Here is a 24,413-nt window from a genome sequence, read left to right on the forward strand (position 1 = left end):
ATTTTTGGCGATCCAATTCGACGATGCTTTTTCCAGAAAATCAAATAGGTACTCATTCTGATAGTTCTCATAAATGGATCTCGAAAGTACCTCGGTCATGAATAAGGCTATTCGGTTCGGTTAAAATCAAAAGGGATTAATTGATTGGCACGTGTGAGTTTGACTTCAGATATCCGTTGAAGGCCTGTACTTTCTTTATTATAAACAACCATATCCAATAAGGTCATGGGTTGGTATAATGCAATCTTGGATTTACTATTCTGACTTCTTACTCCATTGATTAGATACGACTTCAACCCCAGCTCTCTAGTGAAAACTTTGCAAATGATGCTACTCTCTTTGTAACGGATATAGCTTAATACGATTCCCGATGTTTTGTGAAGCATTAGTTTTTATCCTCGAAGAAACATTTCCTACACCTCGCTTCATAGGCTTCTTTTTCTCCCAACATCACTTTTTGTTTGGAGTCTGAAAGTCTTAAAGAAAAGGCAGCTAGATCACCGCATTTCATACAAATTGCATGCACCTTCGTGACATATTCAGCTATAGCCATTAAGCTGGGCATGGGTTCAAATGGGTTGCCTTCAAAGTCCATATCCAAGCCCGCCAAAATCACCCTTTTGCCTTGTCTTGAAAGTTTTTGTGCAACAGACACAATTTCATTGTCGAAAAACTGAACCTCATCTATTCCCACTACATCACAATCCCCACTGAGCAAAAGGATGTCACCTGCAAAATCGACAGGAGTGGAGCGGATCGTATTTTCATTATGTGAAACAACCTCTGAATCACTGTACCTTTTATCGATCGATGGTTTGAAAATCTCTACTTTTTGCCGGGCTATTTTTGCTCTGTTTAATCTTCGGATCAACTCTTCAGTTTTGCCAGAAAACATAGAGCCACAAATAACTTCTATTTGGCCTTTTCTTTCAGGAGATTTGTTCCTTCCAATTGAAGGTTCGATAAACATACCTTTATTTACTATATTCTATATGAGGAAATTTATTGATTTCAGCTACTCTAACCACTACTTCACCCGAGATCAATTCTGCTTGACAAGATAAGCGTTCATTGGTTTTTAACCTTCCAAGATTCGCAAATTTCTCTTCTGCTGGAGTTTTAGGACTCAAATTTTCACCACCAGATAGGACAATGATCTTACAAGTAGTACATCGTCCCTTTTTACCACAGGCATGCATCCAATCAATACCATTTTCATGAATTAATTCAATAACTTTACAATGAGCTGCATTAGAATTAATTTCTCGATTAAATAGGTTTTGAATGACTATTCGGGACATTTATTCGTTGCTTTTTTAAACAGGACTAACCAATGACTATTCAAATTAACAGCAATTATTTAGAAAAATACGGCAAGGAATACGCCAGCATCGTATGCGAAGGGTTTTTTGCTTCTAAAAAATACATGACGGGGCAGGATATTATTCAATTGACCAGCAGTACTCAAGTAAACTTTTTTATTATAAAAAGACTATTTGAGCTATGGCAGGATGAATTGGCCAAATTGAAAAGCAATCCTTATTTTGATTATCGAGATATTGCTGTTCATGAAGCACTTACCCAATTTATGAATGTATTGTCAAGAAGGATAAAAGTGGAACGAACCCATATAGAACCTTTGATAGAAACGGCTGTCATTCAATCTATCCAATTAGCAACTGATCCTGTCAGGTATTATCAATCAGAAATAGAGCGTGCTCCGGAAGGAAAAATTAATGAGTATTTGAAAGAGAATAAAAAATACTATAAATGGCATGATAGGGTAATTACATTTCTGATTGATAAGGCAGGATTTGGACATGATAAAAGTGAATACCTAAGAGCAATTAGTGCCAACTATCAAGTGGTAAAGGATTCTTTAGAGTCAGAAAATCTTTTGCTAGCCACCTTTGGCGATATTAAAGCCTTTAACCTGGATGCATACAGAGAACCTGCGGCAGGAGAGGAGCCAAGCAAAAGCACAGCTTCTCATGAAGATGATTCCTCTACTTCCTTTTTGATCAAATGGATTCTACGGAAGTTAAACCTTCAAAAAATGAGGTGAAGGAAGAAATTAAAGAAGAAACTCCTAAATTGGAAAAAGAGGAACCGGTATTTTCTTCTCCTAAAACAAAGACTCCGGGAAACGGTCCTTCACTAAACATTGCTGCACTTAAAAGTAGGTTTGCTTCGGAGTCTTATAATGGTATGAAAGGCGTGATAGGTGATTTGTCTGAAAGTCTAGCTATCAATCAACGGTTTATGTTTACCAAAGAGCTTTTCGATGGCAACTCAGATTTATTGACCCACGCATTAAAATCTATTGATGAATGTCGAAATTTTAATGATGCAATTAACCTTGTGAACTCACGCTATGTAAACGAATTGAACTGGGAAACTGAGTCAGAACCAGTTCAGGAGTTTCTTTTATTGATATATAGAAAGTTCGATGATGTATAATCATCAGTGTTTGATTGTGAAAAGGGCATTTTTTAAATGCCCTTTTTTATTTTACCCTTTGAATCAATAAATCAAAACGAAAGGATTTGTTTAAATCATCAAATATCTTGAATTTAAAGGATTAAATTTTTAAAAATTAAGATTAGGTAATGGTCAAAAAAGGAGAAGGGATGGAGGATATCCCTGAATTTGATTCTGGTATAGATATTATCGATAACTACTGGTATCTGATTAATTACCTAAGGGATTTGATAAAAGCCTCAGAAATCAAGGCCGGTTTAGTGCTTTCCTTTTATGGTCTTTTGATTAATGTGTTTTTCCAATTTTCTGACCATTTAATAGAAGTAGCCGCTGAAGACCCTGTTATTTATATTTTCCTTTCGATGTGGTTTTTGTTTAGTGTCACCTCAATTTTTTATAGTTTTCGATGCTTTATGCCCCAAATAGAAAGTAAGTTTGATAATAGTGTGTTCTTTTTGGAGACATCATCAATTCTTATGGAACTATTAAAGAATACGTAAAAGTACTGGAACAAGTAAGTGTGAAACGAAAGCCTTTACTTGATCAATTAGGAGAACAAGTATATATTAATGCCAAAATCACCGCTGCAAAATTCCGTAATGTGAATCTTTCAATTAGATTTCTTTCGTTCAATATTGGCTTATTGTTTGTTTTTATTTTGTATTATGCCTTAAGAACTGCGTTACAAGGCTGAACTCTTTTTTAATGAAATGAAGGGATATTTAAAACTTAGGAGAATTGTACTGAACAAACTTGAAGCCGATTTGCCTTCATATCTTTCCTATCATGGAATGGATCATACCTTGGACGTATTGAATGTTTGTGAGCAATATATCAGACGTTTAAATCTTCCGGAAGAACAACGATATCTTTTAAGAATAGGAGCAATTGTTCATGATATGGGATTCTTAAAAGGACCAGCAAATCATGAGGAGGTAGGATCTGAAATGGCTGCAGGGATTATGCAGGATTTAGGGATGGGGAAAGCCACATCAACGAAGTAAGAGGTTTAGTGATGGCGACTAAGATCCCACAAACTCCTTTAAATCCATTGCAAATGATCATTTGTGATGCGGATTTGGATTACCTTGGAAGAGAAGATTACCCTGAAATTAGCCAAAAACTTTTTGAAGAGCTCAAATACATGAAGGTGATTGAGACAGATGAACAATGGAAAAATTTGCAAATCAATTTTTTAAAAGCCCATCATTTTCATACTCCTTTTGCCATTAAAAACCGACAGCCTCAAAAGCAAGCTTGGCTTAATAAGCTGCTAAATTCTTAACCCAATCTTCCTAACTGCATCGCTCTAGATGCATCTATATTCACAAAGATGAACAGAAGAATAGTAAAGGACCAGAGTGAGGATCCTCCATAGCTAAAAAATGGCAATGGGATGCCCACTACTGGGAATAAACCAATGGTCATTGCAATATTGATCATGAAGTGAAAAAGCAGGATGGATATAACTCCATACCCATAAATTCTAGCAAATCTGGTTTTCTGACGCTCTGCCATGATTACCAAACGAACCAAAAGCGTTACAAATAGTCCGATTACTACCAGACTACCTACCCAGCCAAATTCCTCTCCAAGTGTACAGAAAATAAAATCGGTATGCTGTTCTGGTACAAAATCAAATTTGGTTTGAGTCCCTTCTAAGTAGCCTTTTCCTAATAGTCCCCCAGAGCCAATAGCAATTTTGGATTGTGTGACATTCCATCCCACGCCCAAAGGGTCTAAATTCGGATTAAATAGAACCATGATTCTATTTTGCTGATGATCGGGAAGCTTTGAAACTACAAAATCAATACTGTAGCTATAGGCCACCATACCTAAACCAATCAATGAAAAAACAATGGTTCTCTGCCAACTCTTTTTCCAATGATAATTAAAACCAAAACAATTAACCCAATCCCAGCTACCAGGTACAGGTTGTTTTCAATTCCCAATGATAAAAGTGTCAAGGCTATAAATCCAAAACCTAAAATGTAATAACGCTGAGGAAGACCTTCGCGATAAAACATCACAAGCAAAGAAAAATAAACCATGGCAGTACCGGTATCTGGCTGCAATAAGATCAGGGCCACCGGAAGTAATAAAACGCCAAAAGCAATCAATTGATTTTTGGTCTTACTTAAATCAAAGGTAGGACGTTCCATTACCTTGGCCAGTGCTAAGGCAGTAGCCAGTTTTGCAAATTCTCCAGGCTGTATTCTAAAAGAGCCAATTCCAACCGTAAGAACCTGTCCATTTACCTCTTTACCTATAAAAGGAGTTACGACCAGTAGAGCAATAAAAAAGATATATATAAAGAGGGAAAGATTTTCGAAAAACCGATAATCTGCTACCATGATCAAGATGATCAAGATTACAGAGATGCCGATTCTGACAAGTTGTTGTCCAGAGTTGATAGACATATCAAACATGCTTTGGGGGGCTTGGCTATCATAGACCGCTGCATAAATATTAAACCAGCCGAAAATGACTAAGGCAAAATAGATGGCTACTACTAACCAATCCACACGACTGATATGAATATCGGATTCTCTCATTTAATAGATAAAATTCCCTGCCAGCACATACTGCTCTAACTCAGGTCTGGTGATTTCCTTACGGATGTATTTTTCGATCATGAGAGAGGCTGTACTTGCAGCGGCTCTACCGCCCCAACCAGCATTTTCTACGTATACCGCAATGGCTATTTTGGGATCGTCCTTAGGAGCAAATGCCACAAATACAGAATGGTCTTCACCATGGGGGTTTTGAGCAGTCCCAGTTTTTCCCGCGATGACCAAATCTTTCATAATCGCACGAGTCGCTGTGCCATAAAGTGCTTCCGCCATAGCATCTTGAATCATGTCAAAATGATGGGCATCAACCCCGACCTCGTTTTTCGTTCTATATTTCTCTGGAATTTTAGTAGGATCGTTGTCTATTGCTTTTACTAAATGTGGGGAATAATAGTATCCCTTATTCGCAAAGATTGCAGCTAAATTGGCCATTTGAAGGGGAGTTACTAGCATTTCGCCTTGGCCAATAGAAAGGGAGTAAATGGTACTGTATTTCCATCGACCCTCTCCATAAAAACGATCATAGTATTTACTGGAGGGAACGCTGCCTCCTTTTTCATTTGGCATATCTACTCCCAATCGGCCACCTAAGCCGAATTTCAACACTTTTTCCCGCCAAGCATTTAGACCAATTTCAGTGTCCTTATAAGTATTGGAAGAAACTTCTCGATTGATGATTTGACGGAATGCTTGATGATAATAGGGATTACAAGAATTCCTGATCGCACCGAAAAGATTTACTGGTGAAGGGTGATTATGGCATGCCACCAATGACTTGTTACAGGCAAAGGTGGTATTTGGAGTCAAAATTCCTTCTTGCAAACCAATTAAACTCTGCACCACTTTGAAAATGGAACCAGGAGGATAAGTGGCCATGATAGGCCTGTTGAATAGAGGTTTACTTTCATCAGAGTTTAAGCTCCTATATGTTTTACTGAAATCAGCTCCGGTCAAATCATTAGGATTATAATAGGGAGCAGAAATCATAGCCAAAATCTCACCAGTTTTTGGTTCAATAGCCACTACCGATCCTTTTTTCCACCCATTAGGAACTCACCATATTTCTGCAAGTCCATATCTATCGTGGAGGTAATGTTTTTTCCAGCTACAGAGGCAGTATCATATTCCCCATCTTTAAATGGGCCTTTGTCCACGCCTCTTACGTTGACCATTTTATATTTCACTCCTTTCTCCCCTCTTAAATCATCTTCATAAAATCGTTCCATTCCACTCAGACCCACGTAGTCTCCCTGTACGTAATAATTAGAAGAGTCTCTTTCCAACTGTCTTGCATTGATTTCTCCAATATAACCCAAGGCATGCGCAGCAATAGGCAATGGATAAGATCTGACAGAGCGGGTCATGATGAATAATCCTGGGTAATCAATAAGGTAATCTTGCATCCTGGCAAACTCAGTAGTAGAAACTTGCTTAATGAGTGGTGAAGGTTTCACCCAAGAATATTTTCTGGCAGCCTGATAGGATTCTATTAACTCCTCTTTGGAGATTTTAAAAAGTTCCAGGAATCGGGTAGTGTCTCCTACTTCAAATTCCTTTGGTACAATCATCAGATCAAAAATGGGATTGTTATACACCAATAGTTTCCCGTTCCGATCATACACGAGCCCCCTGTAAGGATGGTCTACTACGCGTTGAATAGCATTTCTTTCAGCTTTTTTCATAAGCTGTCGTCCATTACTTGGATCATAAATAGTTTGGTCAATAGTACCAAACCGATCAAGAAAATGAAGATGATTATTGCTACGGGTCTTTGGTCGTTCATCAGATTCCTCTCCTACGTTTGAAGAACAGTAGTTGTACAATTATAGCCAAAACGACTGTAAAAATCGAGGAGAATAAGCTTTTGTTTAAGATCCCTAAAAACTCCTGATCCCCATTGATCAGCAGTAAAGAATAGAAGACAAAATGCAAAAGACAAAGGAAAGGAATAGCTAATAAACCAACCCAGTCCCATTTCTTGTAAAGTAGGTTGAGTAGAGTCATCATATCCTCCATTTGGTCGGATGATTTTTAACCATAAAGGTCTTAAAAAAGCGAGTAGGGTAGCAGCAGAGGCATGCAATCCAATAGTATCATAAAATACATCAATTGTAAGGCCTACTACAAAACTGATTAATAAGAGTTGGATTTCTCTAATTTGAAAAGGTAAACTGAGAATCCCTACTAAGTATAAAAAGCAAAATGCAACACCGAATAGGGCAAGATTTTTTAAAAAAAGAATCTGAACGAGCCCTAATATCAATAGAAGAAAAATAAAAGAAATCAGATTTCTAAAATTCATTAGTTAATTCAGATTGTTGATATAAGGAATCCAATTCATCGATCTGCGTATTTTCTACCAAATACACATATGAAATTTTACTAAAATCCGCAGTGAGGGTTACCTCAATATCCAAGTAATTTGGATCCGAGGATTGGACAACATTTGAAATGACACCTATTTTCAAATTTCTAGGAAATACTGCACTGTAACCTGAAGTGACTACCGTATCCCCAACTTGTGCTTGGACGTGTCTAGGTACATATAGCATTTTGGCTTTCTGGGAATCTTCACCATTCCAATTGATGGATCCAAAATCTCCAGTGGATTTGATGATCGATGAAATCAACAAATCATTGTTCAATAACGAAATACCAACTGCATAATTGTCTGAAACGGTTTTTACTCTCCCTACTACTCCGCTCTCATTGAAAATCCCCATTCCTGGTTTCACACCTTGTTTCCTGCCCTTATTCAGGGTCATATGATTTTGAGTATATCGTAAGGAATTACTGATCACTCTTGCTCCCATAAATTCAAATTGGGAAGACAAGGCTGAATCCAAAGAGACTTCTACACTATCCGGTTCCAGTTTTAAAATACTCAATTGCTCCATAAGCCTAGAATTTTCTACTACTAAAGCATCATTTGCTTCAGCAAGAGAGAAAAAATCACTCACATTGGATTGGGTCTCCAAAATAGAGCCTACTAATGCATTGGAGCTATTAAAGAACGCAGCACCCTGAGGGGAATTATTTGCTACTAGTAACCAGATGGCTATTACTTCTAGTAATATGAATAAAAGAAATGACCTTAAATTATAAAGGAATTGTAGGATGCGTAGCATTCAGGGTTTATGTCATCAATACTGTTCTGAAATTCTGTACATTTTTCAAGGCAGTTCCGGTACCTCTTACCACTGCCCTTAATGGATCTTCCGCGATGTGAATAGGAAGTTTGGTTTTCTGATGCAATCTTTTGTCCAATCCTTTCAATAAAGCTCCCCCGCCAGTTAAGTGGATTCCATTGTCATAGATATCCGCTGACAATTCAGGAGGTGCGATTTCCAAAGCTTTAAGAACAGCTTCTTCGATTTTGGAAACAGATTTGTCCAAAGCAAATGCAATCTCTGAGTAGGATACCTTAATTACTTTTGGAATCCCCGTCATCAAGTCACGTCCGCGGATCTCATGATCTTCTGGCGGCTCATCAAGTTCAGTCAATGCAGAACCAATGGCAATTTTTACTTTCTCGGCAGATCTTTCCCCGATCAACAAATTGTGTTGTCTTCTCATGTAATCCAATATGTCTTTGGTGAACGTATCACCTGCCACTCGGATGGACTGATCAGCAACAATACCTGACAAAGCAATCAAAGCAATCTCGGTGGTACCCCTCCGATATCAACAATCATAGAACCCATTGGCTTTTCTATGTCGATCCCAATACCTATTGCAGCAGCAATCGGTTCGAAAATCATATAGACTTCCTTGGCACCTGCATGTTCCGCAGAATCACGAACCGCTCTTTTTTCAACTTCTGTAATACCTGATGGGATACAGATCACCATGCGGTGAGATTGAGGGAACATTCCTTTCTTTTGTCCAGGGATCATTTTTATCAACCCACGAATCATTTGTTCTGCTGCATAGAAATCAGCAATTACACCATCCTTTAATGGTCTAATTGTTTTGATGTTTTCATGAGTTTTCTCATGCATGTTCATCGCTTCTCTTCCAACGGCCAATACACGGTTGTTGGTTTTATCAATCGCAATGATTGAGGGTTCATCCACCACTATTTTATCCTTATGGATAATCAGCGTGTTGGCTGTACCCAAATCGATGGCTATATCACTTGAGAAAAATCGAATAATCCCATTTTTGACTTGTTGATTGGCTTAAAATTGCTGTTAATAGTTCAATATAGTACGATGTGCACTCAATATTAAACGGGGGTCGGCAAAATTATTACCTTAATGGGAGAAATCTGAAAGAAACCCGATATTTTTTGGTGTTATTATTAAAATGGTGGTCAGTTACTTTGGCTGGTAAAATCAAAATGTAAGAAATCCCCCAATTTGGGTGTTTCTTTACTTCTCTTCTTGTAGATTTTTTACTCAAATTGTTTTTGCATCAAATTTATTTTACCTTTGCGTCGTATTCGAAAGTTTCTGGAGGGGACACCATATGTCCCCTCTTTCATTATGCATACTATGTCCGAACTGAAGCAGTCTATCGAAGAAATTGTTGAAAAGCATCTTCCGGATGAAAAACACTTCATTGTGGAAGTTTCAATGGTTAATAAAGGAGGGAAAACAACCTTGAGCATCTTAATTGATGCGGATGAAGGGTTGAATATCCAGACTTGTGCCGATGTGAGTAGAGCGGTTTCCGAGGAATTGGAAGTTCAGGACTTGTTGCCCGGAGCATATGTATTGGAAGTGTCTTCGCCAGGATTGGATTATCCATTGAGCAGTAGAAGACAATTCCAAAAAAATATAGGAAGGGAATTGAAAGTTTTGTTGACTACAGGGAAAGAACTTGTAGGTAAATTAGTAGATGTAGAGGAGACTGGCGTGAAAATGCTGGTCAAGAAAAAGAAAAAGGCAAAAAAGCCACGGAAGAGGAAGTAGCCCTTCCTTTTGAAGAGATGAATAAAACAATCGTACAAGTATCTTTTAAATAACTCAAATGGATGCCAAAATCTTAATAGAATCCTTCGCAGATTTTGCGAGATCTAAAAATGTGGATCGACCAACCATGATCCGTATCCTGGAAGATGTGTTCAGAGCAATGATTAGAAAGAAGTTTGAATCTGATGAAAACTTCGATGTAACGATCAATGCTGATAAAGGTGACCTCGAGATTTTCAGAATTAGAGAGATTGTTGACGATAATTCTGAGGATATTTGGGATTTTGATAAAATCAGTTTCAGCGAAGCTAGAAAAATTGAACCTGATTTTGAGATTGGTGAGGAAGTATACGAAAAAATTGAGTTGGAGGAGTTTGGCAGACGAGCAGTTCAGATGGCTCGTCAGACCTTGATTCAAAGAATTAAGGATCTTGAAAAAGATATCCTTTATAATAAGTATGAAGAGCAGGTAGGAGAAATCGTTTCAGCTGAAGTGTATCAGATTCTCGGAAGAGAGATTCTTTTGATGGATGCGGAAGGTAACGAATTGATTCTTCCTAAAGGAGAGCAAATTCCAAAGGACAGATTTAGAAAAGGGGATTCCGTTAAAGCGATTGTTCACAGAGTGGACATGATGAATGGAAATCCGAAGATCATTCTTTCCAGAACTTCTCCAGTGTTTTTGGAACGATTATTTGAAAATGAGGTTCCTGAGGTGTATGATGGATTGATCACAATAGTGAAGATTGTCCGTGAGCCAGGAGAAAGAGCTAAAGTTGCTGTAGAATCTTATGACGACAGAATAGATCCGGTAGGAGCCTGTGTCGGTATGAAAGGTTCTAGAATTCATGCAGTAGTTCGAGAACTTCAAAATGAAAATATTGATGTGATTAATTTCACAGATAATTTGGAACTTTACGTGACCAGAGCCTTGAGCCCTGCCAAAGTTTCATCCATTACAGTAAATAAAGAGACCAAGAGAATCTCTGTATTCTTGAAGCCAGATCAAGTATCACTTGCTATTGGTAAAGGAGGATTCAATATCAAACTGGCCAGTAAATTGGTAGATTACGAAATTGATGTTTTCCGCGAATTGAATGAATACGAAGAGGAGGATGTTGATCTAATTGAATTCAGTGATGAAATCGAAGGATGGATCATTGATGAATTGAAAAAAACAGGTCTAGATACTGCAAAAAGTGTCTTGACTTTAGGTAAGGAGGATTTACTCCGAAGAACAGAACTTGAGGAAGAGACGATCGATGAGATATTCCGTATCCTCAGACAAGAATTTGAACAATAATACAAGGGAATTACAAATTAAAATACCCTATTTTACTTAAGATTTCGAAAGAGGTTTTTGCTTATGTCAGAAGAAAAAATGATGCGATTAGGCCAGATAGCCAGAAAACTCAACGTGGGAACGGCGACCATCGTTGAGTCAATGGCTAAAAAGGGCTTTGAGGTGGAGAATAATCCGAATTCCAAGATCAGTATGGAACAAGTAGAGATGCTGAGAAAGGAATTCAAGTCTTCTGCCCTCGATAAAGAAGAGGCCTCCCACCTCTCTATAGGGAAGCGCCATGAGCCTATTTCGATGGAGTCTGAAACTCCTAAGCAAGAAAAGGCTCCCGAGCCAGAACCAAAACCGGTTCAAAAAGAGGCTCCTAAACCTGAGCCTAAAGTTGAGGTAACTCCAACACCGGCTCCTGAGCCAACGCCGAAAGTAGAAGCAAAAACTCCTGAAGCGAAAGCCGAAGAATCAGCTCCTGCACCAACCCCTAAGTCTGAATCTACACCATCTGCTTCAGCTCCAAAACAAGCTGAACCTGAAAAGTGGAGCCTGAGGCTCCAAAATTGGAAGGGATCAAAGTCTTGGGAAAAATTGATTTGAGCAAAAAACCTGCTTCTAATCAAAGACCTGGGCAAGGGAATAGAGGTCAAAGACATGGTGGGGATCATAAGAAGCCTCATCAACAGCAAAAGCCTGGTCAAGACCAGAAAAAGCAAAATGCTCCTCAAGGCGGTCAACAAGCCAAGCCTGCACCTAAGCCGGAAGTAAAACCTGCTGCTCAATCCACTCCAACAGCTCCTGCTGCTGAAGTAAAAAAGCCAGAGGACGAAGTGATTTCCGCAAAAGCAGATTCTTTAAAAGGATTGACTGTATTAGGGAAAATAGAACTTCCTGCAGACAAGCCTAAAAAGAAAGGTGGTCCAGTTGCTTCCTCTGACGAAAGAGGTAGAGATAAAAAGAGACCTCGTAAAAGAATTGACAAGGGAGGTTCCAACACCGGTGGAAATAGAAACCAAGGCGGCGGAAATAGAAACCAAGGTCAACGAGGTAATAATCAAAATAGAGGAGGACAAGGCAGAGTACAAAAAGCTGAGCCAACTCAAAAAGAAATTCAAGATCAAATCAAGCAAACGCTTGCTAGACTTCAAGGAAATAAACCGGGAGGTGGAAAATCCAAGTCTAGAAGAGATAAAAAGGCAGAGCGAGAGAGAGAAGTTGATCATGAAAATGAAGAAACAAAATTGTTGAAAGTCACAGAATTTATTTCTGCAAATGACTTAGCAGCATTGTTGGATGTTTCTGTCAATCAAATTATTTCTACTTGTATGTCTCTGGGTATGTTCGTTTCGATCAACCAGAGATTGGATGCAGAAGCCATTACCATCATTGCAGATGAATTCGGATATGACGTAGAGTTTACGAAGTCTATTGAAGATGAAATCGTAGAAGAGGTGGAGGACGATCCAGAAGACTTGATCGAAAGAGCGCCTATTGTGACCATCATGGGTCACGTTGATCATGGTAAAACATCCTTGTTGGATTACATTAGAACTTCCAAGGTTACTGCCGATGAAGCTGGGGGTATTACCCAACACATTGGAGCTTATGATGTAATGACCAAAACAGGTCATAAAATTGCATTCCTTGATACTCCTGGTCACGAGGCATTTACTGCCATGCGTGCTCGGGGTGCAAAAATTACTGACGTCGCAATTATCGTAATTGCAGCGGACGATAGCATCATGCCACAGACCAAAGAAGCGATCAATCACGCTCAGGTAGCTGGGGTACCTATGATCTTTGCGATCAACAAGATTGATAAGCCTAATGCTAATCCGAACAAGATCAAAGAGGAATTGGCCAACATGAACTTGTTGATTGAGGAATGGGGAGGAAAATACCAATCTCAGGAATTATCAGCTAAAACAGGTGAAGGTGTAGACGACTTGCTTGAAAAAGTACTTTTGGAAGCAGAAGTATTGGAATTGAAAGCAAACCCAGATAAAAATGCAGTGGGTACTGTAATCGAAGCTTCCTTGGATAAAGGACGAGGTTATGTGACTACCATTATGGTTCAAAGCGGTACCTTGAAAATTGGAGATATCACCTTGGCTGGTAAGCACTATGGCCGTGTGAAAGCCATGTTTGACCATAAAGGTAAAAAGCTGAAAACAGCTGGACCTTCTACTCCTGTTCAGTTATTGGGACTTAGTGGTGCTCCTCAAGCAGGGGATATCATCAAAGTGTATGATACCGAAAGAGAAGCTAGAGAAATTGCTAACTCAAGAGAACAGATTCAAAGAGAGCAAAGCCTTAGAACTAAGAAGCATATTACCTTGGATGAAATTGGTCGTCGTTTGGCAATCGGTTCATTTAAGGAATTGAATATCATCATTAAAGGTGATGTGGATGGTTCAGTGGAAGCACTTTCCGATTCATTGCTGAAGCTTTCTAAGGATGAAGTAAAAGTTAACATCATCCATAAAGGAGTGGGTCAGATTTCTGAATCTGACGTATTGTTAGCTTCTGCTTCTGATGCAATTATCCTAGGTTTCCAAGTAAGACCATCTTCTAATGCGAAGAAACTAGCCGAACAAGAAGAAATTGAAATCAGACATTACTCGATCATCTACGATGCAATTAATCAAATCAAAGATGCTATCGAAGGAATGCTCGAGCCAGAATTTGAAGAAGTAATCACTGGTAATATTCAAGTTCGTGAAGTATTTAAGATTTCTAAGATCGGTACTGTTGCAGGTTCCTACGTAATGGATGGTTACATCACACGTAGAATAAGATCAGAGTAATCCGTGATGGAATTGTGATTCATGAAGGTGAAATCGATCAGTTGAAGCGATTCAAAGACGATGTAGCTGAAGTGAAAGCTGGTTACGAATGTGGTATTTCAATCAAGAACTTCAACAATATCGAGATCGATGATACAATTGAAGGATACGAGATGAAAGAAATTAAGCGTAAAAAATAAATTCGCTTAGAATTATAAATAGAAAGGAACGGCTTGCCGTTCCTTTTTTATTTTTGACCTATGATTGAATCAATTCTAATACTGTTAAAAATAGCTATCGCAATCTCCCTACTAAATCTGGTTATTGGAATGATAAAACCAGTATATGTATTATGGTTTTTAGACAGATCAAATAGATTGAAAGTTTTGAAAATATTTGGTTGGACTTCAATGTTATTATGGCTAATCCATTTTTTGCTAAAATATTATTTTGCTTAATCTGAATATTTCAGTGTATATTTTATTGTTCCGATTGGGGATTCACTGATATTATTCATACTTTTCAAGGCATTTTATCCTTGAATTGAAACAATTTTCTTCCATACTACTCCTAGCGTGTTTCGCCATCTATCAGTTTGGTTACTACGCGTTCTATTTTTCATATGAGAATCATCTTGAGGCTCAATGGGAGGAAGAGGTTTTTGAAATGGATATGAATCTGGACGAACAGAAAATGCTGGAAGTTCCTTTGACAGTTCCATATATGTCCTTTCAGGAAGACTTTCAAGTCACTAATACTCGATTTGAATTGGATGGGAATTACTACAGAGCAATCAAACAGCGATATACTCAGGAAACCTTACAGATCATTTATGTCCCGGATACTTCCAGAACAGTATTGGACAATACATTTAAGCAGTGGGTTTCTTCCTTGATAGGGGATGATTTGCCTCAAGACCAACAGAGTAAGTCGGTGCTTAAGAACTTTGTAAAAGATTATATTCAAAGCTGCGACTTTAGTTTTACTGCATTCAAACAATCGATAATTAACAAAGCGGTAATCGCTATTTTTTCTGCCTATAAGAGTCCTTTCTATTCTTTGGATTCACCTCCTCCACAATTGGGTTAATTGTTTCCGGATTTTTAATTATTCATCATGAAAGAGAAATACTCTTTCGGAAAGACTGTGTCTTCTATAAACTCAATTGAGTTTTACTAGGATACATTTTTCAATAACCCAAAAACTATGAAAAAATTTACTCTAATGCTGTTGTCATTAACAGCTCTATATATTGGATCAATTAACGTCTATGCCCAAGGATGCGTCGCAATCCGTCAATTTTCAGGATTAGGAAATGCAGTGGGACAAGGAAATATGCTCGAAAAAGGAGAATTGAATATTTCCGCCAATTATCGATACTTTAAATCCTTTAGACACTTCAGGGGGTCTCATGAAGAGCCCAATCGAATCGAGGATGGGACTCAAGTAATCAACCACCAACATGGACTGGATTTGAATATCAGTTATGCATTTTCTGAAAGAATTTATGGTATAGTTTCATTACCCTACCAGTACAATGAACGAAGTTCTTTATATGAACATGGTAGAACAGAGAGACATACAACCTATTCTCAAGGATTAGGAGACATTCGAATTGGTGCAGGCTATTGGTTGCTTTCCGGAGAAAAAGCGAAAAAAGGAAATACCGCAATTGGATTTGGTATCAAATTCCCTACGGGCGATTATGCTGCCACCAGCACATTTTATAACCAAGGTGAAAATGGGGAGGAACAAATCAAAACAGTGGACCAATCCATCCAATTGGGTGATGGCGGTACAGGTTTTATAATAGATTTTCAAGGATTATGGAATTTGAAAGGAACCTATTTCTGGTATTATGATGGGTTTTACCTATTTAATCCAAGAGAAACGAATGGTACTCCTACCAATAGAAGACGCGAAAATGAAGCGATCATGAGTGTTCCTGATCAGTTTGCATTGCGAACAGGAGTATTCAAATCTTTTGAAAAGATTCATGGTTTGGGATTATCTCTTGGTGGCCGTGTAGAAGGTATTCCAGTTCGGGATGTTTTCGGAGGAAGTAATGGATTTAGAAGACCAGGCTACATTGTATCTGTGGAACCAGGGATTAGCTATATGAAAGGGAATGTTACTGGAACCTTAAATGTTCCAATAGCCCTATTGAGAAATAGAACTCAAAGTGTGACAGATATTGAAAATTCTACCCCAGATGACAAGGTCCATGGTGATGCAGCTTTCGCAGATTACTTGATCAATTTTACATTGGCTTGGAGAATACCTAAAAAAGTGAAATCTCCTTTTGGAACACTTCAATAGTAGTTAGAGGTTAAAGGGCTTTAGCATGCTCTTTAACCTCACTTTTAAACTTTTTGTGGCCAACACCATTAAAGAAATTGCCAAAATAAATAGGGCAGCAGCAATAGCTGAAAGTACATATACTTGTTCTTGGAAATTTTTCCAGGCAAATAGACCCAAGGAAGCTAGGGTGACCGTAAACATGAAAAACATGGGAATTGTCACAAACCAAGCATTTACTTTTTCTCGGATCATCCAAACGGCAATGGTCAATAGAGCCAAAGCAGCTAACAATTGATTGGCAGAACCGAAAATAGGCCAAAGTGTGGTAAATTCTCCAGAGACCAATAATAGGATGGATAGTGCCACTACGATGCCGGTAGATAGATAGCGATTCGTAGCTATTTTCTTTGCTACAGGTTGAGGAATGTCCTCAAAATACTCCTGTAAAGTAAATCTTGCCAATCTTGTACAGGTGTCTAAAGTGGTTAAGGCAAATGCTGAAACGGTTAATGCAACAAATGCAATTGCAAATTCTTCAGGAATTCCCAAACTTGAAATCATTCCACCCAGGCCTGTGGAAAATAGTGCCACAGGGCCTTCTCCAGATAACTTGGTGAAATAGTCTCCGCGTTCCAACACAATAACAGCACAAACGGAGATAATGGCCAAAAATGACTCGATCAACATTCCTCCGAATCCTACCAACTTGGCATCGCTGGCTTTATCCAATTGTTTGGAAGTGGTCCCGGATGCCACCAAGGAATGAAATCCACTAATTGCACCACATGCAATGGTGATAAATAGCACTGGAAATATGTAGCCTAGACTTTCTGAAGAAGTGACTATTTCATTGGTCATTTTCACCTCTGGGTTAGCAATGAAAATTCCTAAAACTGCCGCGATGATCATTCCATATAACAAAAAGCTATTTAAATAATCTCGAGGTTGTAAAAGCAAACTTACTGGAGTGACTGAAGCAATGAAAGCATAACCCAATAAGGCTAAAATCCAGATCTTGTAATCTAAAACGAATGGAAATTGGATTCCCACAAACACAAAGAAATACATCAAAATGACCCCAATAGCACTTAAAACGGCAAAAGCAATTTTCCTGCTTCCAATCATTTTACTTACGTGGCCAAATGCCATCGCAAGGAATATAAAAGAGATAGAGGCTGAAGCGACTCCTGGATTGCTTACAAACGTTTTTGCAATGATATCTGCGAAAACACCGATTACAAGTATGAGTGTGGAAAATGAAAACAACACAAATAACTGTTTCCCTTTTGGCCCTATTTGATTTCTAATGATGACACCAATGGATTTGCCTTCTGTTTTTAAAGAAGCTGCCATGCTTCCTAAGTCATGCACCGCTCCAAAAAAATTCCTCCTACCAAAATCCAAATAACCGCGGGAATCCAGCCAAATGTCACCGCGATGATGGGTCCTACAATAGGTCCTGCTCCCGCAATAGAGGCAAAATGGTGTCCAAGTACCACAATAGGTTTACTAGGTTCATAATCTACCCCATCATTAAACTCATGGGATGGGGCTGGTTTATCATCTGAAAGCCCAAACTTTTTATATACAAAACCTCCATATAGCTTATAGGCTAAAAAAAGAATGATACCAGATGCTAGTAATAATAGGGGAAGGCTCATATTTGGGTTATTTGGCAATACCTCAAAACGCAGTATATTCGTACTGAGTCTATTTTATTATTCAAAATAAAGCAAATATATAGGGAGTTAAAAAGAAATTTTTTCGGATGGTAAAAAGAAATTATTGATTAAATAAAACAACGCGGGAGAATTACCGGTTTTATTTAATGGAGATATGGACTAAATTTGTAACCTTTGACTTGTCAAAACAACGACCTAAAATCACAATATGGCTTGGTTTAAAAGAACTGACAAAGGCATCAAAACTTCCACAGCGGAGAAAAAGGATACTCCTGATGGCCTTTGGTTTAAAACCCCGAATGGGAATATCATTCATACGCGTGAATTGAAAAATAACGCTTATGTGTGTCCTGATGATGATTTCCACGTAAAAATCGGATCTAAAGAATATTTCGAAATACTGTTTGATGGTAATAAATTCACGGAGCTGGATAAGGATATGAAATCCGGGGATCCCTTGAAATTTACTGATACCAAACCGTATACTTCGAGAATCGAAGCGACGATAAAAAAGACGGAACTCAATGATGCTGTAAGATCTGCAGTTGGGAAAATGAACGGCTTGGACCTTGTAGTATCCTGTATGGACTTCAATTTTATTGGAGGTTCTATGGGATCTGTGGTGGGAGAGAAGATCGCTAGGGCGATTGATTATTCCCTAAAACATAAGGTTCCATTTCTAATGATCTCTAAATCCGGTGGAGCAAGAATGATGGAAGCTGGTTTTTCATTGATGCAAATGGCTAAAACTTCTGCAAAGCTGGCGCTATTGGATCAAGCAGGAATTCCATTTATTTCTTTATTGACTGATCCCACTACAGGTGGTGTTACAGCCTCTTATGCAATGTTGGGAGATTTTAACATTGCAGAGCCAGAAGCATTAATCGGATTTGCAGGTCCAAGAGTTATTAGAGAAACTATCGGGAAAGATCTGCCTAAAGGATTCCAAAGTTCTGAGTTTGTATTGGAGCATGGTTTCCTGGATTTTATCATCGATCGACGTCAATTAAAGAGTCGTTTGACCACTTTGCTAAACCTCTTGCATAATTAATCAGTTATCCTATCAAATGAATTACAGTTTCTGGCCAAATTTGGATTTGGTTATGACCTGTTTATAGGATTTATAAATATATTTGTGTTCGAAAATCGGAATCAATCCATACGAAAAAGTAAAACCAATAGTTCATGGGTTCAGTAATTATCACATCCATAGTAGCTTTTACAGTAATTATATTGCTACTGGTATTTATCCTCCTTTTTGCCCAATCAAAGTTGGTCAATTCTGGGGATGTCAACATCATTATAAATGGTGACGAAAGTTCTCCAATTGTGACCGCAGCAGGTACTACTTTGCTGTCTACATTGGGAGGACAAAAAATCTTTCTTCCTTCCGCTTGCGGTGGAGGTGGAACCTGCGCTATGTGTAAATGCGTGGTTGAAGAAGGAGGGGTGAAGTCCTTCCAACAGAAGTAGGTCACCTTAGTAGAGCAGAGCAGCAAGGAAATGTTCGCTTGGCATGTCAGGTGAAAGTGAAGAATGACATGAAGATTCGAGTGCCAGAAGAAATTTTTGGTATCAAGAAGTGGGATTGTGAAGTGATCTCCAATTATAACGTTTCTACCTTTATTAAAGAGTTTAAAGTGAAGCTTCCTGAAGGGGAAACTTTGGACTTCGAAGCAGGTGGATATATTCAGATTGACGTTCCTGTAGTGACAGTTAACTTCAAGGATATGGATATTACTCCCCATCCTGAATTAGGTCACCCAAATGATGTATATCAAAGCGATTGGGATAAATTTGGTCTTTGGGATCTCGTTATGAAAAATGACGAAGAGCTATTTAGAGCGTATTCTATGGCCAATCACCCTGCAGAAGGTAACATCGTGATGTTGACTATCCGTATCGCTACTCCGCCATGGGATAGAGCTAACAATAAGTGGATGGATGTAAATCCAGGTGTATGTTCTTCTTATGTGTTCTCTAGAAAACCAGGAGATAAAGTAACTATTTCTGGGCCTTATGGTGAATTCCATATCAATCCAACTCAAAGAGAAATGGTTTATATCGGTGGTGGAGCTGGAATGGCACCATTGAGAGCTCAAATTTTCCACTTGTTCCATACTGAGAAAACAAGTAGAAAAGTTTCTTATTGGTATGGAGGTAGATCGAAGAAGGAATTATTCTATGTTCCTCACTTCAGAGCTATTGAAGAAGACTTCCCTAATTTCCAATTCCACATTGGACTTTCAGAGCCTTTACCAGAAGACAATTGGAAGATTAAGAAATCCTTGGATGATAAAGAAGGTGATGGATACGTTGGATTCATCCACCAAGTATTATATGACAATTATTTGAAAGACCATCCAGAGCCAGATGAGGTAGAGTATTACCTATGTGGTCCTCCATTGATGAATGCTGCAGTATTGAAACTGTTGGATGATCTAGGAATTCCTCAAGAAAATATCCGATTCGATGATTTCGGAGGATAAAAAATTAAATCCCGCTTCGGCGGGATTTTTTTGCCCTTATCCCAATGAATTTGAAGCAGTTGCTTCTGAGTTCTATAGTTCATGAATAGAAAGGCAGGAATTTTGATACTTTCGAAAGGGTAATAATGTGAACATTGGAGGATGCTTCTCCTCTAATACATGTCATATTTTGTTTATTTTTACCCAACACCACACCTTTTATGAATATACAATCGTTTTTCGATCCTGTAGAAGAGTTTCTCTGGCAGAAAAAATATGCTGAAAACACCTTTTTTCATCAGATCCATTATTATGGTGAAAGTTTTCCGCAACTGAAAGGTATCCACATCGCAATTGTAGGATTGAAAGAAACCAGGGGGATCAAAAAATATGAAAGCTTAGATCGCTCCAGTTCCGAAATTCGCGAAAAGCTTTATGAATTAAAGCGTGGCTTTGGAGCGATACGAGTGGCTGATTTAGGAGATCTAATTTCTGGAGAAACCTTAGAGGATACCTACCATGCCATTCAAAAGGTGGGTGAATACCTTATGAAACAGCAAATTCTTCCTGTTTATATTGGAGGAACCCATGATTTGGATTTTGGACAATATTTGTCCTACCAAAACATGAAGAAATTAGTAAGCTTATTGACTGTTGATTCCAAAGTGGATATGGAGGAAAAAGGCCCCATGGCAGATCAACATACCCAAGAGATTATTTTACATCAACCTAATTTCTTGTTTTCCTACGCTCATCTAGCCTATCAAAGTTTTTTGGTGGATCCTACCCTGATCAATGTAATGGAAAAACTTTATTTCGATCATGTTAGGTTAGGACAGGTGAGATCAGAGTTTAAAGAAATTGAACCCATTATACGGAATGCAGATTTCTTAAGCTTTGATCTAGCGGCCATCCAATCTACCGATGCACCAGGTGCAGTAGATGCCCAACCATTCGGCCTGACGGCAGAAGAAGCTTGTCAAATCTGTTGGTTTGCTGGGACCAATGAAAAACTGAGTTCAATAGGAATTTATGGATACGAGCCCTATTATGATGACCCTCACAATAAAACAGCGAAGGTCGTAGCTGTGATGATTTGGTACTTTATTGAAGGATTTTACTCCCGAAAAGATAGTCTTTCTTTTAAGAGTAATGATTATATTAAATATACTGTATCTCTGGACTCCAAACCCAATACCATTGTGTTCTATAAGAGTAAGAAAAGCGGAAAATGGTGGATGGAAATTCCTCAAAATGAAACGGAGAAGTTTGATAGGGGTACTACAGTTCCTTGTAGCTATTCAGACTATCAAATGGCCCAAAAAGGTGAAATTCCAGAGCGTTGGGTCAATGCCCAGATTAAACTTCTATGATGAAAGTCTATTCAAAACAACAGCTTGCCCTGAGAAATGGACAAGATAAACCTGATATTTGGGTTGCTTTTCAAGGAGTGATTTATGATGTTACCCAGTCCAGAATGTGGAGAAATGGAAAGCATTATGAGCATTGGGCTGGACAGGATTTAACAGAAGAGTTTGCGGATGCTCCACATAACACTAGGGTATTTGAGAAATTTAAAGCAATCGGACAATTAGGATGATTTTAATAGCAGATAGCGGATCGTCAAAGACAGATTGGAGGGTAATTGGTAAGGATGGGAAGATTAGCCAATATCGAGGTGTTGGATTTAATCCTTATTATCAAACCTCCGAAGAAATGGCCACTCACATGCGCCATGAGTTTTTGATGAATCTGGAAAATGAGATAAAGGAAATTTATTACTATGGTGCAGGTTGCTCTGTGGATTCCAGAAAGGAAGAAGTTGCCCAGGCCTTGAGAACCATTTTCCCTAAAGCTAAAATTGCAGTTGATCATGATCTTGCTGCGGCTGCAAAAGCCACCTGCGGACATCAGGAGGGAATTGCCTGTATTTTAGGTACAGGATCGAATAGCTGTGATTATGACGGTGAAAAGATAATTGATACGAGGCCAGCCCCAGGCTACATATTAGGAGATCAAGGTGGGGGAGGTTATGTAGGTCGTAAATTTCTTATGGATTTCATTAATGATGAAATGCCTATTGCCATAAAGGAAGAATTGGAGGATAAGCTAAAGTTAAACGCGACTACTATTCAGGAGCATGTGTATAGGCAGCCTTTCCCAAATAGGTACATGGCAAGCTTTTGTCGTTTTATAACCGAGCATAAATCAGATCCATATTGCTATATGCTTTATTATAATTCCTTCATAGATTTTTTTAGAGTCCATGTAATGAAATACCAGAATTACAGAGACAAGCAAGTGAATTTTGTGGGCTCAATTGCCTATTACAATAGCGATATATTAAGGAAAGCAGCGAGCGATTCCCAAATCACTACTAATATTATTATTGAAAGCCCTATTTCTGGCTTGACACTTTACCATCAAGAGCAATTATGAAAGTAACCGAGAGTTCTTCCCACTACGATAATCTCGAAAAAATGAGTGTTATGGAGCTCCTTCATAACATCAACAAAGAAGACCATTTAGTCCCTGTTGCAGTGAAATCTGTATTGCCGGAAATCAGTAGGCTGGTGGAACAGATTGTCCCAAGGATGGAAGCCGGTGGGAGATTAATTTACATCGGAGCAGGTACCAGTGGAAGGTTGGGGATTTTGGATGCCTCAGAATGCCCTCCTACCTATGGTGTACCTCATGAATGGGTCATTGGGATTATTGCTGGAGGAGATACGGCCATCAGAATGGCAGTAGAAAATGCGGAGGATGATCCCAACCAAGCTTGGGAGGATATTCTCAAATATGGATTTAACTCTGATGATACGGTTATAGGTATTGCGGCATCTGGAACTACTCCTTATGTTATTGGAGGTGTCAAAATTGCAAAAGCAAAAGGCTTATTGACAGGATGCATCACCTGTAATTTAGATACGCCTCTGTCCCAAGAAGTGGATTATCCCATTGAAGTGGTTGTGGGACCTGAATTTGTTACTGGTAGTACGCGAATGAAGTCTGGAACAGCACAGAAACTTGTGTTGAATATGATCTCTACTACGGTCATGATTAAGCTAGGCAAAGTGAAAGGAAATAAAATGGTGGATATGCAGCTTTCTAATGCCAAGTTGGTTCAACGAGGTACAAACATGATCATGGAAGCTACAGGTACTGATGAGGCTACAGCCAAAGAATTGCTTTTGACTCAAGGTTCAGTAAGGTTGGCAACAGAATACTTCTATAAACAAAAGGGTTCTTAAGCCCTTTCATTTTTTATTTTTGAAGTTAATGGTTATTAATTTCAGGAATGGGCGTATCTTTGCACCCCAATTAAGCAATTGATTGTCAATAGCTTATTTTAAACAAAAAATCCAGCAGTGATGCTGCATACTTATGAAAGGTAACAATCCAAAAAAACAGTTCTTTAAAGGCGATCATTCCGAAGAACCTACTCAGAGAAATTCTAATAGAGGAGAAGCTAGAGGAAGAGGTAGTAAAACAGGTTCAGGTGAGCATGAGTTTGATCTTGGAAAGAGATCATTTGACAGCAAGAACAAAAGAAGTGGAAAATCTTCTTTTGATAAAAAGAAAAACTTTAATTCGGATGCTCCAAAAACCCTAGGAGAGAAGAAATTTGGAAGCAAATTCAAAAAATCCGAGGAGGGTTCTTTTGGAAACAAATCCTTCGGTGCTAAGAAGGGTGGATTTTCAGGGAATAAATTCGAAAAGCGAGAGGAATCTGGGTTTTCTAAAAAGCCAGGATATAAAAGCAAGGGAGACAAATTCCACAAAGAGGAGTTTGGTGCCAGTAAATTCGATAAGCCTTTCAAAAAGAAGGTAAGACTTCAGGATTTGGAAAGAAAGACAGTAAAGAAGGCCTAGTATATAAAGGGAGAGGTAAGGATCAACAACCTGTTTTTG

Annotated in this window: 20 protein-coding genes and 6 pseudogenes; 17 read left to right on the plus strand and 9 right to left on the minus strand. The window is 38.5% G+C overall.

Annotated elements, in window-relative coordinates:
• Nucleotides 1-107: 107 nt before the first annotated feature.
• The 3 genes from V8V91_RS18100 to V8V91_RS18110 are packed head-to-tail and all read right to left on the minus strand — an operon-like array spanning nucleotide 108 to nucleotide 1,301.
• Nucleotides 108-386 (minus strand): recombination protein O N-terminal domain-containing protein, encoded by a 279-nt coding sequence (locus V8V91_RS18100; protein ID WP_373396659.1) that lies wholly within the window; start codon nucleotides 384-386, stop codon nucleotides 108-110.
• Nucleotides 386-970, minus strand: a complete 585-nt coding sequence (locus V8V91_RS18105) for a thymidine kinase (protein WP_373396660.1) — start codon at nucleotides 968-970, stop codon at nucleotides 386-388. The genes V8V91_RS18100 and V8V91_RS18105 overlap by 1 nt, the downstream gene beginning before the upstream one ends.
• Nucleotides 971-974: 4 nt before the next feature.
• Nucleotides 975-1,301: a 2Fe-2S iron-sulfur cluster-binding protein gene (locus V8V91_RS18110; RefSeq protein WP_373396661.1), complete on the minus strand. Its 327-nt coding sequence runs from the start codon at nucleotides 1,299-1,301 to the stop codon at nucleotides 975-977.
• A gap of 32 nt (nucleotides 1,302-1,333) precedes the next feature.
• On the opposite strand from V8V91_RS18110, the gene V8V91_RS18115 reads away from it, so the two are divergent.
• The 5 genes from V8V91_RS18115 (at nucleotide 1,334) to V8V91_RS18135 (ending at nucleotide 3,766) form a co-directional block, all read left to right on the plus strand.
• Complete coding sequence (locus V8V91_RS18115) at nucleotides 1,334-2,065, plus strand: hypothetical protein (RefSeq protein WP_373396662.1); 732 nt, start codon at nucleotides 1,334-1,336, stop codon at nucleotides 2,063-2,065.
• Nucleotides 2,062-2,460, plus strand: a complete 399-nt coding sequence (locus V8V91_RS18120) for a hypothetical protein (RefSeq protein WP_373396663.1) — start codon at nucleotides 2,062-2,064, stop codon at nucleotides 2,458-2,460. Before V8V91_RS18115 ends, V8V91_RS18120 begins: the two co-directional genes overlap by 4 nt.
• A gap of 149 nt (nucleotides 2,461-2,609) precedes the next feature.
• A complete protein-coding gene (locus V8V91_RS18125) occupies nucleotides 2,610-2,981 on the plus strand; it encodes a hypothetical protein (RefSeq protein ID WP_373396664.1) in 372 nt (123 codons plus the stop codon).
• Nucleotides 2,982-3,191: 210 nt separating this feature from the next.
• Complete coding sequence (locus tag V8V91_RS18130) at nucleotides 3,192-3,485, plus strand: HD domain-containing protein (RefSeq protein WP_373396665.1); 294 nt, start codon at nucleotides 3,192-3,194, stop codon at nucleotides 3,483-3,485.
• Nucleotides 3,486-3,496: 11 nt separating this feature from the next.
• A complete protein-coding gene (locus tag V8V91_RS18135; protein ID WP_373396666.1) occupies nucleotides 3,497-3,766 on the plus strand; it encodes a hypothetical protein in 270 nt (89 codons plus the stop codon).
• Here the strand turns inward: V8V91_RS18135 and rodA are convergent.
• The 5 genes and pseudogenes from rodA to V8V91_RS18160 all read right to left on the minus strand — a co-directional run bounded on the left by rodA (nucleotide 3,763) and on the right by V8V91_RS18160 (nucleotide 9,211).
• Nucleotides 3,763-5,036: pseudogene (gene rodA, locus V8V91_RS18140) on the minus strand (rod shape-determining protein RodA). The gene V8V91_RS18135 and the pseudogene rodA overlap by 4 nt on opposite strands.
• Nucleotides 5,037-6,837: pseudogene (gene mrdA, locus V8V91_RS18145) on the minus strand (penicillin-binding protein 2).
• A gap of 12 nt (nucleotides 6,838-6,849) precedes the next feature.
• Nucleotides 6,850-7,356, minus strand: a complete 507-nt coding sequence (locus tag V8V91_RS18150) for a rod shape-determining protein MreD (protein ID WP_373396667.1) — start codon at nucleotides 7,354-7,356, stop codon at nucleotides 6,850-6,852.
• Nucleotides 7,346-8,182: a rod shape-determining protein MreC gene (gene mreC, locus V8V91_RS18155; RefSeq protein ID WP_373396668.1), complete on the minus strand. Its 837-nt coding sequence runs from the start codon at nucleotides 8,180-8,182 to the stop codon at nucleotides 7,346-7,348. The genes V8V91_RS18150 and mreC overlap by 11 nt, the downstream gene beginning before the upstream one ends.
• A 7-nt stretch (nucleotides 8,183-8,189) precedes the next feature.
• Nucleotides 8,190-9,211: pseudogene (locus tag V8V91_RS18160) on the minus strand (rod shape-determining protein).
• Between the two features lie 339 nt (nucleotides 9,212-9,550).
• On the opposite strand from V8V91_RS18160, the gene rimP reads away from it, so the two are divergent.
• The 5 genes and pseudogenes from rimP to V8V91_RS18185 all read left to right on the plus strand — a co-directional run bounded on the left by rimP (nucleotide 9,551) and on the right by V8V91_RS18185 (nucleotide 16,369).
• Nucleotides 9,551-9,970, plus strand: a complete 420-nt coding sequence (gene rimP, locus V8V91_RS18165) for a ribosome maturation factor RimP (RefSeq protein WP_373396669.1) — start codon at nucleotides 9,551-9,553, stop codon at nucleotides 9,968-9,970.
• 58 nt (nucleotides 9,971-10,028) lie between these two features.
• Nucleotides 10,029-11,273, plus strand: coding sequence for a transcription termination factor NusA (nusA, locus tag V8V91_RS18170; RefSeq protein WP_373396670.1), 1,245 nt, complete (start codon nucleotides 10,029-10,031; stop codon nucleotides 11,271-11,273).
• A 63-nt stretch (nucleotides 11,274-11,336) separates the two neighbouring features.
• Nucleotides 11,337-14,250 (plus strand): annotated as a pseudogene (gene infB, locus V8V91_RS18175) (translation initiation factor IF-2).
• A gap of 343 nt (nucleotides 14,251-14,593) precedes the next feature.
• Nucleotides 14,594-15,139 carry a hypothetical protein gene (locus V8V91_RS18180; RefSeq protein ID WP_373396671.1) on the plus strand — a complete coding sequence of 182 codons (546 nt, stop codon included), beginning with the start codon at nucleotides 14,594-14,596 and terminating at the stop codon, nucleotides 15,137-15,139.
• Nucleotides 15,140-15,256: 117 nt separating this feature from the next.
• Nucleotides 15,257-16,369: a hypothetical protein gene (locus V8V91_RS18185; protein WP_373396672.1), complete on the plus strand. Its 1,113-nt coding sequence runs from the start codon at nucleotides 15,257-15,259 to the stop codon at nucleotides 16,367-16,369.
• Between the two features lie 3 nt (nucleotides 16,370-16,372).
• On the opposite strand, the pseudogene V8V91_RS18190 reads toward V8V91_RS18185, so the two are convergent.
• Nucleotides 16,373-18,012 (minus strand): annotated as a pseudogene (locus V8V91_RS18190) (carbon starvation protein A).
• A gap of 229 nt (nucleotides 18,013-18,241) precedes the next feature.
• Here V8V91_RS18190 and accD point away from each other — a divergent pair.
• From accD to V8V91_RS18225, 7 genes and pseudogenes are all read left to right on the plus strand, one after another.
• Entirely contained in the window at nucleotides 18,242-19,084 is an 843-nt protein-coding gene (gene accD, locus V8V91_RS18195; RefSeq protein WP_074226664.1) for an acetyl-CoA carboxylase, carboxyltransferase subunit beta, read from the plus strand.
• Between the two features lie 134 nt (nucleotides 19,085-19,218).
• Nucleotides 19,219-20,522 (plus strand): annotated as a pseudogene (gene nqrF, locus V8V91_RS18200) (NADH:ubiquinone reductase (Na(+)-transporting) subunit F).
• Between the two features lie 200 nt (nucleotides 20,523-20,722).
• Entirely contained in the window at nucleotides 20,723-21,874 is a 1,152-nt protein-coding gene (locus tag V8V91_RS18205) for a formimidoylglutamase (RefSeq protein WP_373396673.1), read from the plus strand.
• Nucleotides 21,874-22,101: a cytochrome b5 domain-containing protein gene (locus V8V91_RS18210; RefSeq protein WP_373400750.1), complete on the plus strand. Its 228-nt coding sequence runs from the start codon at nucleotides 21,874-21,876 to the stop codon at nucleotides 22,099-22,101. The genes V8V91_RS18205 and V8V91_RS18210 overlap by 1 nt, the downstream gene beginning before the upstream one ends.
• Entirely contained in the window at nucleotides 22,098-22,940 is an 843-nt protein-coding gene (locus V8V91_RS18215) for an N-acetylglucosamine kinase (protein ID WP_373396674.1), read from the plus strand. Before V8V91_RS18210 ends, V8V91_RS18215 begins: the two co-directional genes overlap by 4 nt.
• Entirely contained in the window at nucleotides 22,937-23,752 is an 816-nt protein-coding gene (murQ, locus tag V8V91_RS18220) for an N-acetylmuramic acid 6-phosphate etherase (protein WP_373396675.1), read from the plus strand. The genes V8V91_RS18215 and murQ overlap by 4 nt, the downstream gene beginning before the upstream one ends.
• A gap of 133 nt (nucleotides 23,753-23,885) precedes the next feature.
• The gene (locus V8V91_RS18225; RefSeq protein ID WP_373396676.1) at nucleotides 23,886-24,374 is read left to right on the plus strand and encodes a hypothetical protein; all 489 of its coding nucleotides are present in this window, start codon (nucleotides 23,886-23,888) and stop codon (nucleotides 24,372-24,374) included.
• Nucleotides 24,375-24,413 lie beyond the last annotated feature (39 nt).

It is taken from the genome of Algoriphagus halophilus (assembly GCF_041729275.1).
GTDB lineage: Bacteria > Bacteroidota > Bacteroidia > Cytophagales > Cyclobacteriaceae > Algoriphagus > Algoriphagus halophilus_A.

Bases quoted from the DNA above. Each gene is read 5' to 3' on its own strand.
- V8V91_RS18100 (WP_373396659.1), bottom strand. From the start codon at position 386: ATGCTTCACAAAACATCGGGAATCGTATTAAGCTATATCCGTTACAAA.
- V8V91_RS18105 (WP_373396660.1), bottom strand. From the start codon at position 970: ATGTTTATCGAACCTTCAATTGGAAGGAACAAATCTCCTGAAAGAAAA.
- V8V91_RS18110 (WP_373396661.1), bottom strand. From the start codon at position 1,301: ATGTCCCGAATAGTCATTCAAAACCTATTTAATCGAGAAATTAATTCT.
- V8V91_RS18115 (WP_373396662.1), top strand. From the start codon at position 1,334: ATGACTATTCAAATTAACAGCAATTATTTAGAAAAATACGGCAAGGAA.
- V8V91_RS18125 (WP_373396664.1), top strand. From the start codon at position 2,610: ATGGTCAAAAAAGGAGAAGGGATGGAGGATATCCCTGAATTTGATTCT.
- V8V91_RS18130 (WP_373396665.1), top strand. From the start codon at position 3,192: ATGAAGGGATATTTAAAACTTAGGAGAATTGTACTGAACAAACTTGAA.
- V8V91_RS18135 (WP_373396666.1), top strand. From the start codon at position 3,497: ATGGCGACTAAGATCCCACAAACTCCTTTAAATCCATTGCAAATGATC.
- V8V91_RS18150 (WP_373396667.1), bottom strand. From the start codon at position 7,356: ATGAATTTTAGAAATCTGATTTCTTTTATTTTTCTTCTATTGATATTA.
- mreC (WP_373396668.1), bottom strand. From the start codon at position 8,182: ATGCTACGCATCCTACAATTCCTTTATAATTTAAGGTCATTTCTTTTA.
- rimP (WP_373396669.1), top strand. From the start codon at position 9,551: ATGTCCGAACTGAAGCAGTCTATCGAAGAAATTGTTGAAAAGCATCTT.
- nusA (WP_373396670.1), top strand. From the start codon at position 10,029: ATGGATGCCAAAATCTTAATAGAATCCTTCGCAGATTTTGCGAGATCT.
- V8V91_RS18185 (WP_373396672.1), top strand. From the start codon at position 15,257: ATGAAAAAATTTACTCTAATGCTGTTGTCATTAACAGCTCTATATATT.
- accD (WP_074226664.1), top strand. From the start codon at position 18,242: ATGGCTTGGTTTAAAAGAACTGACAAAGGCATCAAAACTTCCACAGCG.
- V8V91_RS18205 (WP_373396673.1), top strand. From the start codon at position 20,723: ATGAATATACAATCGTTTTTCGATCCTGTAGAAGAGTTTCTCTGGCAG.
- V8V91_RS18210 (WP_373400750.1), top strand. From the start codon at position 21,874: ATGAAAGTCTATTCAAAACAACAGCTTGCCCTGAGAAATGGACAAGAT.
- V8V91_RS18215 (WP_373396674.1), top strand. From the start codon at position 22,098: ATGATTTTAATAGCAGATAGCGGATCGTCAAAGACAGATTGGAGGGTA.
- murQ (WP_373396675.1), top strand. From the start codon at position 22,937: ATGAAAGTAACCGAGAGTTCTTCCCACTACGATAATCTCGAAAAAATG.
- V8V91_RS18225 (WP_373396676.1), top strand. From the start codon at position 23,886: ATGAAAGGTAACAATCCAAAAAAACAGTTCTTTAAAGGCGATCATTCC.